The 17,040-nt window shown below is 63.4% G+C and carries 20 protein-coding genes; 6 read left to right on the top strand and 14 right to left on the bottom strand.

Going from position 1 to position 17,040, the window contains the following annotated elements:
• Positions 1–2: 2 nt before the first annotated feature.
• The 6 genes from fetB to glgC form a co-directional block, all read right to left on the bottom strand.
• Positions 3–812, bottom strand: a complete 810-nt coding sequence (gene fetB / locus QZY07_RS17260; RefSeq protein WP_295405408.1) for an iron export ABC transporter permease subunit FetB — start codon at positions 810–812, stop codon at positions 3–5.
• Complete coding sequence (locus tag QZY07_RS17255) at positions 809–1,435, bottom strand: ATP-binding cassette domain-containing protein (RefSeq protein ID WP_295405406.1); 627 nt, start codon at positions 1,433–1,435, stop codon at positions 809–811. The genes fetB and QZY07_RS17255 overlap by 4 nt, the downstream gene beginning before the upstream one ends.
• Positions 1,435–2,145, bottom strand: coding sequence for a tRNA (guanosine(46)-N7)-methyltransferase TrmB (trmB, locus tag QZY07_RS17250; protein WP_295405403.1), 711 nt, complete (start codon positions 2,143–2,145; stop codon positions 1,435–1,437). The genes QZY07_RS17255 and trmB overlap by 1 nt, the downstream gene beginning before the upstream one ends.
• A gap of 97 nt (positions 2,146–2,242) precedes the next feature.
• Positions 2,243–3,040, bottom strand: coding sequence for a thiazole synthase (locus tag QZY07_RS17245; RefSeq protein WP_295405402.1), 798 nt, complete (start codon positions 3,038–3,040; stop codon positions 2,243–2,245).
• A 58-nt stretch (positions 3,041–3,098) separates the two neighbouring features.
• Positions 3,099–3,299 (bottom strand): sulfur carrier protein ThiS, encoded by a 201-nt coding sequence (thiS, locus tag QZY07_RS17240; RefSeq protein ID WP_295405400.1) that lies wholly within the window; start codon positions 3,297–3,299, stop codon positions 3,099–3,101.
• 1 nt (position 3,300) lies between these two features.
• A complete protein-coding gene (gene glgC, locus QZY07_RS17235) occupies positions 3,301–4,572 on the bottom strand; it encodes a glucose-1-phosphate adenylyltransferase (RefSeq protein WP_295405398.1) in 1,272 nt (423 codons plus the stop codon).
• A 128-nt stretch (positions 4,573–4,700) separates the two neighbouring features.
• Between glgC and glgB the strand changes: the two genes are divergently transcribed.
• The 5 genes from glgB (at position 4,701) to moaE (ending at position 8,924) form a co-directional block, all read left to right on the top strand.
• Positions 4,701–6,983 carry a 1,4-alpha-glucan branching protein GlgB gene (glgB, locus tag QZY07_RS17230; RefSeq protein ID WP_295405396.1) on the top strand — a complete coding sequence of 761 codons (2,283 nt, stop codon included), beginning with the start codon at positions 4,701–4,703 and terminating at the stop codon, positions 6,981–6,983.
• On the top strand, positions 6,970–7,395 hold the full coding sequence (locus tag QZY07_RS17225) for a DUF2288 domain-containing protein (protein WP_295405394.1): 426 nt from the start codon (positions 6,970–6,972) through the stop codon (positions 7,393–7,395). Before glgB ends, QZY07_RS17225 begins: the two co-directional genes overlap by 14 nt.
• Complete coding sequence (locus QZY07_RS17220; protein ID WP_295405392.1) at positions 7,308–7,784, top strand: YaiI/YqxD family protein; 477 nt, start codon at positions 7,308–7,310, stop codon at positions 7,782–7,784. The genes QZY07_RS17225 and QZY07_RS17220 overlap by 88 nt, the downstream gene beginning before the upstream one ends.
• Positions 7,785–7,815: 31 nt before the next feature.
• Positions 7,816–8,388 carry an NnrU family protein gene (locus tag QZY07_RS17215; RefSeq protein WP_295405390.1) on the top strand — a complete coding sequence of 191 codons (573 nt, stop codon included), beginning with the start codon at positions 7,816–7,818 and terminating at the stop codon, positions 8,386–8,388.
• A gap of 86 nt (positions 8,389–8,474) precedes the next feature.
• Entirely contained in the window at positions 8,475–8,924 is a 450-nt protein-coding gene (moaE, locus tag QZY07_RS17210; RefSeq protein ID WP_295405388.1) for a molybdopterin synthase catalytic subunit MoaE, read from the top strand.
• Between the two features lie 70 nt (positions 8,925–8,994).
• Here the strand turns inward: moaE and QZY07_RS17205 are convergent, their stop codons facing one another.
• The 6 genes from QZY07_RS17205 to QZY07_RS17180 are packed head-to-tail and all read right to left on the bottom strand — an operon-like array spanning position 8,995 to position 14,780.
• Positions 8,995–9,339, bottom strand: coding sequence for a Na+/H+ antiporter subunit G (locus tag QZY07_RS17205; RefSeq protein ID WP_295405386.1), 345 nt, complete (start codon positions 9,337–9,339; stop codon positions 8,995–8,997).
• A gap of 8 nt (positions 9,340–9,347) precedes the next feature.
• Positions 9,348–9,617, bottom strand: coding sequence for a K+/H+ antiporter subunit F (locus QZY07_RS17200; RefSeq protein ID WP_295405385.1), 270 nt, complete (start codon positions 9,615–9,617; stop codon positions 9,348–9,350).
• A complete protein-coding gene (locus QZY07_RS17195) occupies positions 9,611–10,105 on the bottom strand; it encodes a Na+/H+ antiporter subunit E (RefSeq protein WP_295405383.1) in 495 nt (164 codons plus the stop codon). Before QZY07_RS17195 ends, QZY07_RS17200 begins: the two co-directional genes overlap by 7 nt.
• Positions 10,102–11,619 (bottom strand): monovalent cation/H+ antiporter subunit D, encoded by a 1,518-nt coding sequence (locus tag QZY07_RS17190; RefSeq protein ID WP_295405381.1) that lies wholly within the window; start codon positions 11,617–11,619, stop codon positions 10,102–10,104. Before QZY07_RS17190 ends, QZY07_RS17195 begins: the two co-directional genes overlap by 4 nt.
• Entirely contained in the window at positions 11,616–11,969 is a 354-nt protein-coding gene (locus QZY07_RS17185) for a Na+/H+ antiporter subunit C (RefSeq protein ID WP_295405379.1), read from the bottom strand. The genes QZY07_RS17190 and QZY07_RS17185 overlap by 4 nt, the downstream gene beginning before the upstream one ends.
• Positions 11,970–14,780, bottom strand: coding sequence for a monovalent cation/H+ antiporter subunit A (locus tag QZY07_RS17180; protein ID WP_295405378.1), 2,811 nt, complete (start codon positions 14,778–14,780; stop codon positions 11,970–11,972).
• An 88-nt stretch (positions 14,781–14,868) separates the two neighbouring features.
• Here QZY07_RS17180 and QZY07_RS17175 point away from each other — a divergent pair, with 88 nt between their 5' ends.
• Positions 14,869–15,375 carry a hypothetical protein gene (locus QZY07_RS17175; RefSeq protein ID WP_295405376.1) on the top strand — a complete coding sequence of 169 codons (507 nt, stop codon included), beginning with the start codon at positions 14,869–14,871 and terminating at the stop codon, positions 15,373–15,375.
• Here the strand turns inward: QZY07_RS17175 and QZY07_RS17170 are convergent.
• A complete protein-coding gene (locus QZY07_RS17170) occupies positions 15,350–16,576 on the bottom strand; it encodes a hypothetical protein (RefSeq protein WP_295405374.1) in 1,227 nt (408 codons plus the stop codon). The two genes, QZY07_RS17175 and QZY07_RS17170, sit on opposite strands and share 26 nt — an antisense overlap.
• Positions 16,577–16,616: 40 nt before the next feature.
• A partial coding sequence (locus QZY07_RS17165; protein WP_295405372.1) for a chorismate pyruvate-lyase family protein occupies positions 16,617–17,040 on the bottom strand: 424 nt, incomplete at its 5' end.

Genomic DNA, 17,040 nt, shown 5'->3' with positions numbered 1-17,040 from the left:
CGTCAGTGCCGCCCGTCCGCCTCGGCCAGCCGGTCCAGTCGCAGTCGTTGACGGTCGTCGAACAGCCGTCTGGAACCCAGCCAGACGGCGGCCACCGAGCCCAGACCGGTCCCGGCGGAGATCAAGAACATGATGAGCAACTGATATTTCGCGGCTTCCAGGGGCGGGCTGCCGGCGAGGATCTGACCGGTCATCATGCCCGGCAGACTCACCAGACCGGCGGTGCCCATGGCGTTGACGATGGGAATGAGCCCCGCGCGCAGCGACTCGCGCCGGATGTCCTCGATGGACTCTTCCCAGGTTCCGCCCGCCAGCAGACGCGCCTCGATCTTGCCGCGCGACTCCCATGCCTGACGGGTCAGGCTGTCGAGCGCGATGGCAACCCCGCTCATGGCGTTGCCAAGCAGCATGCCGAGCAGCGGAATCAGATACTGCGGCTGGTACCAGGGCTCGACGCCGATGATGACCGTGAGCGCCAAGAGGGTCACGGTGAAGGAGGAGAGAAACATCGAAAAGGCGCCGATGCCGTAGCCCCAGAGACCGCGATAGCGCCGTTTCTGGCGCTGCATCACCTCGAACCCGGCCGCCGACAGCATGACCAGCATCATGAGCGCGATCAGCGGCAGGCTGGTTTGCGCGAACAGGAATTTGAGCACGAAGCCCACCAGCATGAGTTGGACCGCGCTGCGCGTCGCGGCGATCAGAATCCGGCGCTCGACCCCCAGGCGCAGCCGCCAGGACATGGCCGCCAACAGGAGCACCAGGACCGAGGCCAGCGTCAGATCCCAGGGCGTCAGATGGATCAGGATCATGACTCGGGCTCCAGACGGCCGTCGCGAATGACGTAGGATCGCCCGCCGAGCCGACGACGTTGCCCGGGGTCGTGGCTGACCCAGAGCACGGCGCACCGCGCATTGCGGCGATAGGTCTCGACCAGCGTTTCGACGCGCTCGCGGCCTGCGGGATCGAGATTGGCGGTCGCCTCGTCGAGCAGCAGCGCCTCGGGTTCCTGGGACAGCAGCCGGACCAGAGCGAGGCGCTGACGTTCGCCGGTCGACAGCCGCGCGATGGACCAGTTCAGGACATCCGGATCGAAGCCCAATTGAGCGAGCCAGCCGACTATCGGCGGCGGCGCAGATGCGCTGGCCGTCTTGGTCACGGGGAAATGCTCGCCGACCGACTCGGCCCACCAGAAGGATTCCGCCGGTAACAGACCGACCCGCCGCCGCCAGTATGGCGGGGTCATGGCGGAGCGCGCCGCGTCGCCCAGCCAGACCTCGCCCGCGTTGGGATCCAGATCCGCGACCGCCCGCAGCAGCAGGCTTTTGCCCGAACCGGACGGGCCGGACAGGAAGACCAGCTCACCGGCCGCCAGCGTGAGATTGACCGGGGCCAGGAGGCGATGCCCGATGGCGTCGAGCCGCAACCCGGCCATCAGCGACGCCGAAACAGCAGATCGCGGACCCGATGTCCAAGCCGTTCGCCGCGCTGCTCGAACCGGGTCAGTGGACGGAAGGCGGGACGGGGCGCGAATTGGCCTTGGCCGGCGGCGTTTTCGAACCGGTCGGCGGCCGCGTCCAGGGTGTCCAGCATCTGTTCGGCATAGGGTTCCCAATCGGTCGCGGCGTGGAAGATCCCGCCCGGACGGATCGCTTGTGCCAGCAGGTCCACCAGTTCAGGACTCAGGATGCGCCGCTTGCGATGACGCCGCTTGGGCCAGGGATCGGGAAAGAACAACTGCACGGCGTCGAGACTGGCAGGCGGGATGCCGCGCGCGAGCACCGCGACGGCGTCATGCCGAACGATCCGCAGATTTGTCAGCGCGCGCCGCTCGATCTCCAGCAGCAAATGACCCACGCCAGGGCGATGGACCTCGATCCCGAGCCAGTTGCGCGCGGGATCGCGCTCCGCCATCTCGGCCAGCGAATCGCCGTTACCGAAGCCGATCTCCAGCACCACCGGCCGGTCGTTGCCGAAGATCGCTCCGCAATCGAGCGTGACGCCGGGACTCCAGTCCAGACCGAAGCGCGGCCAGAGTTCGCGGAAGGCGCGTTCCTGGGCGAGGGTCAGGCGACCCTCGCGCAGCACGAAACTGCGGATAGCGCGATGCCAGGAGGGGGTGGACGAATCGGTTGACGGGTTCACGGGCGGGTCTCGACGAGGCGATCGGATGGGTGCGATGCTGACGGCCGGATTGCGGATACCGGTCGCCATTGGCGGACAATGGCGACCGGTCATGTCCTCAGAAGAACAGACCTTCGATCGGCGAGGAGGCCGAGGCAAAGCGCTTGGCGGGCATGCGTCCGGCGAGGAAAGCCTCGCGCCCGGCCTCGATGGCCTTGCGCATGGCGCTGGCCATCAGTACCGGATGTTTGGCGGCGGCGATGGCGGTGTTCATGAGCACGCCGTCGCAACCGAGTTCCATGGCCACGGCGGCATCCGAGGCGGTGCCGACGCCAGCATCGACCAGCACCGGAACCTTGGCGTTCTCGACGATGGTGCGGATGTTGAGCGGATTGCGGATGCCCAGGCCCGAGCCGATGGGCGCGGCGAGCGGCATGATGACGATACAGCCGATGGCTTCGAGTTCGCGCGCGACGATGGGGTCGTCGTTGGTGTAGACCATGACATCGAAGCCGTCCTTGACCAGAACTTCGGCGGCCTTGAGGGTTGCGATCACGTCCGGGAACAGGGTTTTTTCGTCGCCCAACACTTCCAGCTTGACCAGGTTGTGACCGTCGAGCAGTTCGCGCGCCAGCCGGCAGGTGCGAATGGCGGTCTCGGCGTCGTAGCAGCCGGCGGTGTTAGGCAGGATGGTGTAGCGGTCGGGCGTCAGGACATCGAGGATGTTCGGCTCGCCGGGGTTCTGGCCCATGTTGGTGCGGCGTACTGCCACGGTGACAATCTCGGCGCCGCTGGCCGCGATGGCGCTGGCGGTTTCGTCGATATCCTTGTATTTGCCGGTGCCGACCAGGAGGCGCGAGCGGTATTCCTTGCCGGCGATGATGAGTGGGTCGCTGTTCTGAGTCACGTTAGACATGAGGCTGTTGTGGGGTGCTTGCAAAAAGGTTGATGAGAGAGAGGCTGGACGCCTGGCATCATCCGCCGCCAACGGCCTGGATGATCTCGACCTTGTCATCGGGGTTGAGGCGATGCTCGGCGAAACGGCTGCGCGGAATCAATTCGGCATTGATCTCGACGGCGAAACGCTGGCCGCCAAGGGCCAACGCTTCGACAAGCTCGGACACCAGAGTTCCGTCGGCAATCTCCCGGGAAGATCCATTCAGAACGATCTTCATCTTAGCGAACGTGATTGGCGTCCTGGCCGAGCATTTCCGGGGTGACCAGCGTCACGCCGCCCTCGCTGACCAGGAATCCGGCCTTTTGATCAGCCTCGGGATCCAGCCCGATCACCGTCCCTTCCTCAAGATGACAGTAGCGGTCGAGGATGGCATTCCGGACGGTACAGTTGCGCCCGATTGTCACGTCGGGCAGCACCACCGAATCCGCCACATAGGCATAGGAATTCACTCGCACATTGGAGAACAGCAGCGAGTGACGAACCGTGGAACCGGAAATGACGCAACCGCCCGAGACCATGGAATCGACCGCCATGCCGCGGCGCGCCTCGTCGTCGAACACGAACTTAGCGGGTGGCAACTGCTCCTGATAGGTCCAGATCGGCCAGTTTTTGTCATAGAGATTCAGCGGCGGGGTGACGCCGATCAATTCCAGATTGGCCTCCCAGAAGGCATCGAGCGTGCCGACATCGCGCCAATAGGCCAGCTCGCCGCTGATCGGGTCGCGGAAGGTATAGGCCATCACCCGATAGAGTTTGATGACGGTCGGGATAATGTCCTTGCCAAAATCATGGCTGGAGCCGGGCGTGTCGGCGTCCTTGATGAGTTGCTCGAAGAGGAAGGCACGATTGAAGACATAGATCCCCATGGACGCCAGGCTTTTGCCCGGCTTGCCCGGAATGGTTTCTGGTTTGGCTGGCTTTTCCGCGAAACTGCGCACCCGATTGTCCGCGTCCGCCGACATGACACCGAACTCGCTCGCCCGATCGGCCTCGACTTCGAGACAGCCAACCGTCATGTCGGCGCCGCTTTCGACGTGGTAGGCGATCATGGCGCCATAATCCATCTTATAGATGTGATCGCCGGCCAGGATCAGGATGTATTCGGGGTTGTGATCGCGGATGATGTCCAGATTCTGGAACACGGCGTCCGCGGTTCCGGCATACCAGGCGGTCTCCGCAACCCGCTGTTGGGCCGGCCACAGCTCCACGAACTCGCCGAACTCGCCGCGCAGAAATCCCCAGCCTTTCTGGATATGCAGGATGAGCGAATGCGCCTTGTACTGGGTCAGCACGCCGATCCGGCGGATGCCCGAATTGATGCAGTTGGACAGCGGGAAATCGATGATGCGGAACTTGCCGCCGAAGGGAACGGCGGGTTTGGCGCGCCAGGCGGTCAGGTGCTTCAGCCGGGAACCCCGCCCGCCGGCCAGGATCAGCGCCAGCGTGTCACGGGTCAGGCGACTAATGAACCTGGGATTGGAATGGGGCATCTTTTCTCCTGTCGTCTAAGGACGAGTCAGCATTTGAACGATCACCCTATGATACCATTAAGATTACTTCCAACCCCTGGATCTTGGGATCGGGGCCGGCTCAGACTCAGCAGAGGAACACGAACGACATGGCATCCGCAAAAGGCTCCGCATCAAAGCTCCCGGAACCCCTGCTGCGTATCGTCGAGGCGCGCCATTACGACCCTTTCGAGGTGTTGGGCCGTCACGTCAACGAACAGCAGGCGGTAGTCCGCGCGTTTCTGCCCATGGCCGAAAGCGCGATTCTGGTGGAAGCCGGCGAGGCGCTCAACCGGATCGAAGGCTCCGATTTCTTTATCTGGGAAGGCGCTGCCGCTAAGGTTCCCGAGCGTTATCGCATTGCGTGGCAGGATGCGGCCGGTCTCACGCACAGCGCTCATGACCCCTACTGTTTCCCCGTCCAGCTTGCAGATTTCGACATCCACCTGTTTGGCGAGGGGCGTCATTGGCACGCCTATCGTTTTCTGGGTTCGCATCTGCGCGAGGTGGAAGGCGTTTCCGGGGTTCAGTTCGCGGTGTGGGCGCCGAATGCGGAGCGGGTGAGCGTCGTCGGCGATTTTAACCAGTGGGACGGTCGCGTGCATGCCATGCGCGTGCGCGGCGGCAGCGGCATCTGGGAGCTGTTCATCCCTGGCTTGGAGACTGGCGGTTTCTATAAATACGAGATCCGCGACCGCGACACCAATATCCACATCAAGATCGACCCCTATGCCCAGGCCTTCCAGGAACGGCCGCAGACCGCCGGGCTTATCTGCCCCGAAAGTCGCTTCAAATGGGCCGACGCGGACTGGCTGAAGGCGCGCGCGGCGTCGAATTGGCAGCGCCAGGCATTCTCGGTCTATGAAGTCCATCTTGGCTCCTGGATGCGCGACGCCGATGGCAATTTCCTCAACTATCGAATCCTGGCTAAACAACTCGGCGATTATGTCACCGAGCTGGGCTTCACCCATATCGAGCTGATGCCGATTACCGAGCATCCGCTCGATGCCTCCTGGGGCTATCAGTGCACCGGCTATTTCGCCCCGAGCGCGCGCTTCGGCACGCCGGACGATTTCCGCTTTTTCGTCGATTATCTGCATGGCAAGGGGATTGGCGTCTTGCTGGACTGGGTGCCGGCGCATTTCCCGAAAGACGCCTACGCACTGGCGCGTTTCGATGGCACGGCGCTCTACGAGCACGCCGATCCGCGCATGGGCGAGCACAAGGACTGGGGCACCCTGATCTTCAACTTCGGGCGCAACGAGGTGAAGAACTTCCTGCTCTCCAGCGCGCTTTACTGGCTGGACGAATTCCATCTTGATGGGCTACGCGTCGATGCCGTTGCCTCCATGCTCTATCTGGATTACTCGCGCAACGCCGGCGAATGGATCCCGAACAAATACGGCGGCAACGAGAATCTCGATGCCGTGGATTTCGTGCGCCAGCTCAATACCGTGACCCATGAGCAGCATCCCGGCACCCTGATGATCGCCGAGGAATCGACCGCCTGGCCGGCGGTCTCGCGCCCGACCTATCTGGGCGGTCTCGGGTTCAGCATGAAATGGAACATGGGTTGGATGCACGATACCCTCTCCTACATGCAGAAGGATCCCATCTACCGTCATTTCCACCATGACCTGTTGACCTTCGGCCTGCTGTACGCTTTCACCGAGAACTTCGTGCTGCCTTTCTCGCACGATGAGGTGGTGCACGGTAAAAAGTCCATGCTGGACAAGATGCCGGGCGACGGCTGGCAGAAATTCGCCAGTCTGCGTCTGCTCTACACCTTCATGTTCAGTTACCCCGGCAAGAAACTCCTGTTCCAGGGCTGCGAATTCGGACAGGGAACCGAATGGGACTTTTCCGGGTCGCTGGACTGGGAGTTACTTAAACGTCCCCAGCATCTGGGCTTGAAAACGCTGGTCTCCGATCTGAATCGTCTGCACCGCGAATTGCCCGCGCTGCACGAAATCGATTTCGACGCCTCGGGGTTTGAATGGATCGATTGTCACGATAGCTCGCAGTCGGTGCTGAGTTACATCCGCAAGAGCAAATCCGGTCAGGATTTCGTCGCCGCCGCGTTCAATTTCACGCCAGTACCGCGTAACAATTACCGAATCGGCGTACCCGAGCCCGGTTTTTATCGGGAGGCCATGAATTCGGACGCCGAGGTCTATGGCGGCAGCAATGTCGGCAATCAGGGTGGCGTGGAAGCGGAACCCGTGAGCTGGATGGGGCGTCCCTATTCGATCCCGATCGCGCTCCCGCCCCTTGGCGGATTGATCATGGTCCATGAGCCAGCGCGCGCCGAGTCCGAGTCCGTCGAAGAGGACATCCTTTCCGAATCGACCGATGCCGAGCTTCCCGCGGATCGGACCGATGAGGCCGATTGACGACAGACCGAAAGGGACGACGGCCGCGGGGATCGACCCCGAAGAGGATGATCGCTGCCAACTCAACCAGGAGACGGCGCGGATTCCCTGGCGGGATCTGCAACGTTTCTTTGCTCAAGGTAAGGTCATCTGGGTCCGGGACAGTCTCGACCTCATCGAGATTGCTCTCTTGATCGCGCGCGATGACGCACGGATGATTGACGCCGAGATGGCGCAAGGGAGCATCGTCCCGGTTCCGGATCGACAGGCCAGACACTGGTTCGAGACCAACGCCAGTCTCTGGGCGGTGGTCGTTAAACCCTGGGTACTGGTTCAGGAGGCCACATGCACATCTGGGTCGACGCCGACGCCTGCCCAAGAGTCATCAAGGACATTCTGTTCCGCGCCGCCGAACGGGTTGGCGTCCGGGTGACCCTGGTCGCCAATCAGCCCATGAATCTGCCGCCATCGCGACTCATCCGCGCCATCCAGGTCGCGCCGGGATTCGATGTCGCCGACGATGAAATCGTCAAACGCCTGGAACCGGGCGACCTGGTGATTACCGCCGACATCCCGTTGGCCGCCGAGGTCATCGCCAAGGATGCCCATGCCTTGAATCCCCGTGGCGAGATCTATACCCAGGACAATATCCGCGAACGCCTGAACCTGCGCGACTTTATGGACACCTTACGCTCTACTGGCGTGGACACCGGCGGTCCCGCGACACTGGGCGCGCGCGACCGGCAGGTATTCGCGAATGCCTTGGATGGTTTTCTGGCGAGGCAGGAGCGTCATCCGGCGGCGGAATCCCTGAAGCGCTAAACGCACCCAAACCAATCAGAGGAGTTGACGCATGGTAGTACTGATTCTAGGTCTGATTTTGTTTCTGGGGGCTCACTCGGTCTCCATCGTCAAGCCGGGGTTGCGGACAACGGTCGTCGATCGCTTTGGCGTCATCCCCTGGCAGGCCGTCTATGGCTTGATCTCGCTGGCGGGCTTCGTCCTGATCGTTTGGGGGTACGGGGAGGCGCGCCTGTCGGCCATCGTCCTCTATGAGCCGCCGGGCTGGATGAGACACCTCAATTTGCTGCTGATGCTGCCGATCTTTCCATTGCTGTTCGCCGCCTATCTGCCGGGGCGCATCCAGACCACCACCAAACATCCCATGTTGCTTGCGGTCAAAATCTGGGCCTTTGGTCACCTGTTGGCCAACGGCACTCTCGCGGATCTGCTCCTGTTCGGCGCCTTCCTGGCCTGGGCCGTGGCGGATCGGATCTCGCTCAAGCGTCGGGCGGGTCCGCCGGTTCCCGGCGCGCCGCAGAGTCAGACTAACGATGCCATCGCCATGGTTGGCGGTCTGGGTGTCTATCTGCTCTTCCTGTTCTGGCTGCACCGTGCGCTGATGGGTGTTGCACCCATTGGTTGATGCGGTTTGCACTGCGGCCCGCGACGACTTGTCGCGGAGCCGCAGTCCGAGCAGAGTCAGCAAAACCGGATCCCATGGAGCGTCTGATGCCGCGAATCCGGATCCAGACCGAGCCCTTCGATCTTGCAGCCGAGCAGTCGGCATTGTGGCGAGGCAATCCCCGCGTGGGCGCGCTCGTCACCTTCGTCGGCCTGATGCGCGATCTCCACGAGGGGGTGGCGGTGTCCCGTATGACCCTGGAACATTATCCTGGCATGACCGAGAAGGCGCTGGCCGAGATCGCCGAGGAGGCGATCGCGCGCTGGGAGCTGGAGGGCGTCAGCATCGTTCACCGAGTAGGAGTGCTGGAGCCGCAGGATTCTATCGTGTTCGTCGGCGTCGTCAGCCGACACCGCAGCGATGCCTTCCGCGCCTGCGAATTCCTGATCGATTATCTGAAGACCCGAGCGCCCTTCTGGAAAAAGGAGCAAACCGAGCAGGGCGAACGCTGGGTCGAGTCAAGGGAGTCGGATGACATCGCCGCCCAGCGTTGGTGACATCAAACCGCGTCAGCACCGACGCCGCTTGATTCAGGCCGAGCCGACGTACAAACCGGTGATTGGCCAATTACCGACTGTCCGTGCCTGAATCGGCCTCGTCAATCCGCGGCGGCACGTTCGCCAGCGACTTCACCCGCAGGTGCAGCGCGGCCTTGGACAGCAGATGGGCGCTGACCGGAGCGGTGATGAAGAGGAAAATCGTCACCAGGACTTCATGAAAGCTCGCCCCGTTGCCCTGGGTGCTGAAATGGATCATGGACGCGATCAGCAGACTGCCCACCCCCAGCGTAGTGGCCTTGGTCGGGCCGTGCAGACGGGTATAAAAATCGCCCAGACGCGCCAGCCCCAGCGAGCCGATGAAGGTGAAGAGCGCGCCGATCAGGATGAGCGCGGACAGCAGGATTTCCAGCATGGCATGACCTATTCGATGATGTCGCCGCGCAGCAGATATTTGCAGAGCGCGACCGTTCCGACGAAGCCCATCATGGCGATCAAAAGCGCCGCCTCGAAATAGAGCGAGGAATCGAGATGGATGCCGAGCAGGACCAGTAGGGCAATGGCGTTCACAGAGAGCGTGTCGAGCGCGAGGATGCGATCAGGCTGATCCGGTCCGCGCAGCAGACGCCAGAGGGTCAGTGCGAAGGCGGCGGAGACCAGCCCCAGGGCGATCGTGACGGCGAGATTCAGCATGGCTCGAAGACCTTAAGCAGGGGCGCCTCGTAGCGGCGCTTGAGGGTTGCCGCGAGGGCGTCCGGATTGCGGACATGCAGACCGTGCACCACCAGACTGCGCCGATCCGGACTCAGCCAGGACGAGACAGTGCCGGGGGTCAGCGAGATGGTATTGGCGAGCAGGCTGATGCCAAGCTCCGAGCGCAGATCGAGCGGGACCGTCACGAAGGCCGGGGTCAGCCGGCGCGGTCCGCGCAGGATGAGCAAGGCGACGTTGAGATTGGCGACCAGAATGTCGTAGAGCACCAGGAGCAGAAAACGGAACAGGGTCAGCGGCCGATGGATGCGGATGCGTTCCGGCCAGAAGCGCAGGGTGAAGATGGGAATCGCCCAGCCCAACAGCAGGCCAAGCAGAATCTGTCCGGGCGCCAGGCTATTCGCCAGAAGCAGCCAGATCAAGGCGATGAGCGGGGTCAGGACGGGATGCGGGAAAAGCCGGAGTTTCATCGAGGTTCCGTCCGCGTCGTGGGGCCGAGCACGACCTGGATGTAAGTCTGTGGTCGCAGCGCTTGCTCGGCTGCCGTGTGCGCGAAGCCGAGGATGGGACCGGCCCAGATCGTCAAGGCCAGACAGAGTGCCAGCAAACCAACAATTGGCGCCAAATCGCCGGCACTCGCCGGCGTCGCCCCGGACCTTCCGTCGGCACGCAAAAACAACAGGCTCCCCGAACGGGTCAGGGCGATCATGCCCAGCAGTCCCGAGGTCAGCACCAGACCCATCGCCCAGGGCCAGGCGGGATCGACGAGCGCGGCCTTGAGCACCAGGAATTTGCCGAGGAAACCGGAGAGCGGTGGCAGCCCCGCGATCAGCACGGCGGCGATGAAGAAGAATCCGCCAATGAGTCCCGCACGCGGGATGGCGGGGCCGGGAGTGAGTCGATCCAGCGACGCGCCCCGCCCGCTGGCAATGATGTCGGCCAACAGGAAAAGAGCCGCCGCGGCAAAGGTGGCGTGGGCGAGATAATAGAGTCCGGCGCCGATCGCCGCCGGCGTGCCGAGTCCGAAGGCGGTGAGCAGAAGCCCCACCGAAACCACCACCAGATAGGCGATCTGTCGACGCAGTTCAGTGGCCGACAATGCCCCGAGCGCCCCCACGATCAAAGTGATCAGCGCCAGCGTCAGCAGCCAGTCGCTATAGAGATTCGCCACTGGCCCCGCGTCCTCGCCAAAGATCAGCGTCCCGACCCGCAGCAGACAATAGGCCCCGACCTTGGTCATGATGGCGAAGAGCGCCGCCACTGGCGCGGAGGTGGAGGCATAGGCCGCGGGCAGCCAGAGATGCAGCGGAATCAGCGCGGCCTTGAGTGCGAAGACACCGAACAGCAGCAGCCCGGCGGCGCGGACCAGACCCAGATTCTCGGGCGGCGCGGCGGCGACCTTCACCGCCAGATCGGCCATGTTCAGCGTCCCCAGCGTGCCATAGAGCGTCCCCGCCGCGAACAGGAAGAGGGTCGATCCGGCCAGATTCAGGGCGACGAAATGCAGACCCGCGCGGGTGCGTCGGGCACCGCCGCCATGCAGCAGCAGCCCGTAGGAGGCGAGCAGCAGGATCTCGAAAAAGACGAAGAGATTGAATAGATCGCCGGTCAGAAAGGCGCCGTTGAGACCGAACAACTGCAACTGAAACAGCGGATGGAAGTGCCGACTGCCCGTGTCGGTGCCGCGCACGGCGAATAGCAGGGCAAACCAGGCGAGGATGGCGGTGATTAGCAGCATCCAGGCCGCCAGAGGGTCCGCCACCAGCACGATGCCATAAGGCGCCGGCCAGTTGCCGAGCGTATGGACCAAAATGTCGCCTTCACTAACGGTCATGAGCAGGACGGTCGCGAGCAGGATCTGAATGGCGACCATGGTCAGATTCAGACCGCGCCGAACCCGGAGCGAGAGGGTGCCGCGCAGTAGCAGAAGCAGCGTCCCCGCCAGCAGCGGCAGGAGCACGGGGGCGATGACCAGAGGATTCACGCGCGGTCTCCAGGGTCCGGTCGACCGTCGACATGATCGTTCCCCAACTCGGCGCGCGCCTTGAGCGCCAGCATGATGAGGAAGGCGGTCATCGCGAAACCGATGACGATGGCCGTGAGCACCAGCGCCTGGGGCAGCGGATCGGTGTAACCGCCGACCGGTTTCGCGAGGTTCGGGTCAATGATCGGCGGCAGGCCGATGGCGAGTCGTCCGGTCGCGAAGAGAAAGAGGTTGACGGCGTAGGACAGGAGCGTGAGCCCCAGCACCAGCGGAAAGGTGCGCCCGCGCAGGATCAGATAGACCCCGCAGGCGGTCAGGACGCCAACGATCAGGCTGATCAAGGCTTCCATTCAGCGTGGCTCCGGAGGGTTGAGCGAAGTTGCATGACTGGCCCGGTGCAGCAAACCCAGATGGATCAGAATCAACAGGGTCGCGCCCACCACCACCAGATAGACGCCCAGGTCGAAGGCCATCGCCGAGGCCAGCTCGAAATCGCCGACGATAGGCCAATGGACATGGGTGAAGGCCGAGGTCAGGAAGGGATAACCCAGCGCCAGGCTCGCCAGCCCGGTGAGCAGGGCGATCAGCAGACCCGCGCCGATGACCGGATGCAGATTGTCGGAAAGTCGGCGGTGGGTCCATTCCACGCCATTGGTCAGATATTGCATGATCAGGCCGACGGCGGCGATGAGTCCGGCGATAAAGCCGCCGCCTGGCAGGTTGTGGCCGCGCAGCAGGATGAAGACCGACACCAGCAGTACGAGCGGCAGCAGGAGCCGCGTCAGGGCCGCCATGATGCTGGGGTGAAGATCCCAGTTCCAGGGGCGTCCGTCGGCATCCTGGGTGGGACCGTGCAGACGCAGATCGCGGAGCATGGCATAGATCCCGAGACCGGCCAGCGCCAGCACGGTGATCTCGCCCAGGGTGTCGAAGCCCCGAAAATCGACCAGGATCACGTTGACCACATTGGTGCCGCCGCCGCCCGGCAGGCTGTTGACCAGAAAATAGTCGGAGATGCTCGCGAAGGGGCGCGTCAGAATCGACCAGGTCAACGCCGCGGTTCCGGCGCCGGCCAGTGCCGCGACGCCCAGATCGCGAATGCGCGTCCCCCGGCTGGATTCGACCGGACTGCGCTGCGGCAGAAAATAGAGCGCCAGCAGCAGCAGGACAATAGTCACGACCTCCACCGTGAGCTGGGTCAGGGCCAGATCCGGCGCGGAGAACTGGACGAAAATCAGCGCGACCGGCAGACCCAGCGCGCCCATGACGATCAGGGCCGTCAACCGGCGACGATGCAGCGCCAGGGTGCCGATGGCCGCGGCCAGTATCCCCACCGTGACGAGCACGCCGAGGATATCGACCGGGAGCGTCGCGCGGGTGCCGGTCAGCGGCGAGCCGCTGCCGACGAACCCCGCCACGCCCAGGGTCAGAACGGACAGGACGAACAGCAGGAGCATGCGTTGCAGCGATCCGGTCTCCAGGTGCCGAGTGATCCAGGCGGCGAACGCGATGACCCGTCCGAGTGTCCAGCGATAAACCGCCTGTGCATCCAGCCGCCCCTCCAACTGTGCGGCCAGGGTAAACAGCGGGCGTCTGGCCGCATAGATCAGCAGACCGCCCAGGAGCGCGGCAAGACTCATCAGGAAGGGCAGATTGACGCCATGCCAGATGGCGAGATTATGGACCGGCGAAGGCGTTTGCAGCACGCTCGCGACCGCCACCGTGAGGATCGGCTCCACCGTGAGCATGGGCAGGATGCCCACCAGCAGACAGATCGCCACCAGCACCCCCACCGGGGCCTTCATCCAGAACGGCGGTTCGTGGGGTGTGCGCGGCAGATCGATCGGATCGCCATTGAAAAAGACATCGTGGGTGAAGCGTAGCGAGTAGGCGACCGCCAGCATGCCGGCGATCACCACGACCAGCGGCAGCAGCCAGCCCCAGTCATGTTCGGTGTAAAAGGTCGCCGTCTCGGCGAAGAACATCTCCTTGGACAGAAACCCGTTAAAGAGCGGCACGCCCGCCATCGCGGCCGCCGCCACCATCGCCAGGGTGGCGGTATAGGGCATGAATTTCCATAGACCGTTGACGCGGCGCATGTCGCGGGTGCCGCACTCGTGATCGATGATGCCGGCCGCCATGAACAGCGACGCCTTGAAGGTCGCGTGATTGATGATGTGAAAGACCCCGGCGACCGCCGCCAGGGGCGTGCCGATCCCGAACAGGAGCGTGATCAGCCCCAGATGACTGATGGTGGAATAGGCCAGCAGCCCCTTGAGATCATGCTTGTACAGCGCGAACCAGGCGCCCACCAGCAGGGTCGCGAGCCCCGCGCCGCCAACCAGCCAGGACCATTCGGGGGTGCCCGACAACACCGGAAACAGGCGCGCCAGCAGAAAGACCCCAGCCTTGACCAGGGTGGCCGAGTGCAAATAGGCGGACACCGGCGTGGGCGCGGCCATCGCATGCGGCAGCCAGAAATGGAAGGGGAATTGCGCCGATTTGGTGAAGGCGCCGAGCAGGATCAGGACCAGCATCGGGGTGTAGAGCGGATGGGCGCGGACCCGGTCGCCGGACGCCAGGATCGTCGACAGATCGTAACTGCCCGCCATCTCGCCCAGCAGCAGGAAACCGCCGAGCAGCGCCAGTCCGCCCAGACCGGTGATGGTGAGCGCCATGCGCGCGCCCTTGCGGGCGTCCTCGCGCTCGCGCCAGAAGCCGATCAACAGAAAGGACGTGAGACTGGTCAGCTCCCAGAACATGAGCAGCAGAATCAGATTTTCCGATAGCACGATGCCGAGCATGGAGCCCATGAAGAGCAGCAGATAGGCATAGAACAGGCTCAGACTGTCGCGCGCCGACAGATAATAGCGGGCGTAGAGGATGATCAGCAGACCGATCCCGAGGATCATCAGGGCGAACAGGAGACCGAGTCCGTCCAGGCGCAGGGCCAGATCCAGGCCGATGTCCGGAATCCACGGCCAGCGTTGCACGAGGGTCTCGCCGAGGAAGGGCACGGCGGCGGACGGCATCAGGCAGAGCAGCGCAAGGAGGGTCACGCCTCCCGCGGTCCAGGCGGATGGTGTCCGCCCGAAGCGGGACATCCAGCCGGTCAGGCCGGCCCCCACGAAGGGGATGAGGATGACGAAGAACAGGTTCATGCGCGAATATCCGTGACACGGAGCTGTTTCTGAGCGGCCGTCAGAATACCATTGATCCACCGATATGATCTTCAGGCATGGGGTGACGATGTTTTCCGCAACACCAATCCGCCGACTCTTCGCGGGGTCGCTCGTCATGATGACCCTGGCCGCGACTAGCCAGGTCGCGGCCGAGACGAGCCGCATCGAACTCGCCGACGGCAGCGTCCTGTCCGGCGAACTGGTCGCGATCGAAGGGGGGCGTTATCGGATTCGATCCGCGGCCCTGGGCGAGATTCTGGTTCCCGAGTCGGAGATCCGCTCGATCCAGCCTGGCGGTTCGGCGTCGATGTCTCACCCGCCAGCGTCCGGGATCCCCGGATACGGGACGGAGATTGCCGCCATCCAACAACAACTGGCGAGCGATCCAGGGCTGATGGGACAGGTCTCGGCGCTTCAGAACGATCCCGAGATCCAGGCCGTCCTGTCGGACCCCGAGTTAACGCGTCTGATCCTGTCCGGCGACCTGGAGCGGCTGCGCGGGGATGCGCGCATCCAGCGACTGATGGCGCACCCGACGATTCAGGCCATCATGGGGCAGATGATGGCGCGGTAACGTCGGAGCCGGTATCCGGATCGCCGGCTTGCCCAAGCCGAGCGGTCCATTGCTCGGTGCCGATCCCGTCGCCTAGGTCGGCGTCGATCAAATGCTGACGAACCTCCAGCAGCCGCTCGATCAGCGCGGGCTCCGCGCGTCCATACCCACTGGCGTCCGGCACCCGCTTCACCACCACGCCGAGCAACTCGGTGATGGCATTGCCGATGGAATTCTGGCTGATGGTCACCAGCAGTCGGCCGGTCTCGTTCCGGAAGATAATCTGCTTGAAGGCCGGCTCCCAGCGGATCGAATTGGCATAGGCCGGTTCGCGGAGACAGCGGTCGCGCACCGTCTTGGCGGTGGCCATGAAATCGCGGTCGAACAGCAGCACCTCCTCCACCGGTTGCCGAAAGCGGACATCCGGCAGGATTGGGGCGTTGCGGGTGGAGACCTGCGAAAAGAAGGTCCGATAAAAATCCAGGAAACCCTCCAGGATGGCGTCGTACTCGCGCCAGAACCGCACCTCCTTCAATGCTTCTACCCCACCGGTGATTTCCCAGCAGGGCAACCCTTCGGGATAGCCGGTGAGTGTCAGCCGAGATTCCGCGGCATCCGCCACGCGCAGAATGCGCAGATCCAGCGCCTCGTCGAAGAAGCGCTGATAGACCTCGCGCATGTGAGCCTGAAACAGGCTGTGCTGGCCGCCATCGGTGAGATTGGGATTCTCCCGCCGTGCGAGTGGCGCCGCGCGCAGATCGGCCATCGGGAAGACGATGAAATGGTTGTGCAGCATGCGAATGCTGGGCACCCCCGGCGAGGTCAGGGGCCAGGTGGCATCCAGGCTCGCCTCGCCGGCCAGTACCAATGCCTCATTCGGATCCGGATATTGCTCGATCATGTCGCCGATGAGGATCTGGTTCATCCGATTCCAGACCCGCTTGACCGGTTCGGGCACCTGGGTGCGGCGCACCGGGCGCCCCAGCGGATTCAGGATGCGCTGGGAGGTGTTGTAGAGAATGGAGCAGTCGAACGCGAGCGAATGCCCCAGGGCTTTGCGATAGAGCAGCAGGTCTTCCGGATTGACCAGCAGTCCGTTGCGGTTTACCAGATCGTTGAGATTCTCCGTGCTGTTGAAGAATTCGTTGGGCTTCATGCCCTCGGGGATCTCCAGCGGAATAGGTCTGAAGGGGGTGACGAGTTCGCGCGGTCCGATTTCCATTGGGGATGACCTCGGGCATTCGATGTGGGTGGGACGCGGTTCAACGGTAGAGCGCGAGCGGGAAATATTCGGTGATCAGAATCACCGGACGTTTATCGATGAAGATGCGGTACGTCCGAAACACCGCCGCCGCGCCGTCCGCGGTGCGATCCAGACCGACGTCCAGCACCTCGCGATAGCTCTCCAGGCCGCTGTCGCGAATCAGCACGCCGATGCCAATCTCGCGATCGATCAGACGCTGGCGAAATCCAGGCGGAATCAGATCGATGCGGATCAGTGAAAAGGCCTCGGCGAAACCGAGCCCGGAATCGGTTCCGCGCAGTCGGGCGTCCCGGATCAGGCAGCGGTCTCCAGGACTGACCTGGATCCAGGGCACCGCTTCCGTCGCGACCTCGAAGCGCTGCTCAAGGGTGTCCACGGCGACCGGTTCCCAGAAATAGGCTTCCAGGATCTTGGTGACGGTG

The sequence above is a fragment of the uncultured Thiocystis sp. genome (genome assembly GCF_903866365.1).
Lineage (GTDB): Bacteria > Pseudomonadota > Gammaproteobacteria > Chromatiales > Chromatiaceae > Chromatium.
This window is presented reverse-complemented; position numbering and strand designations above follow the sequence as displayed.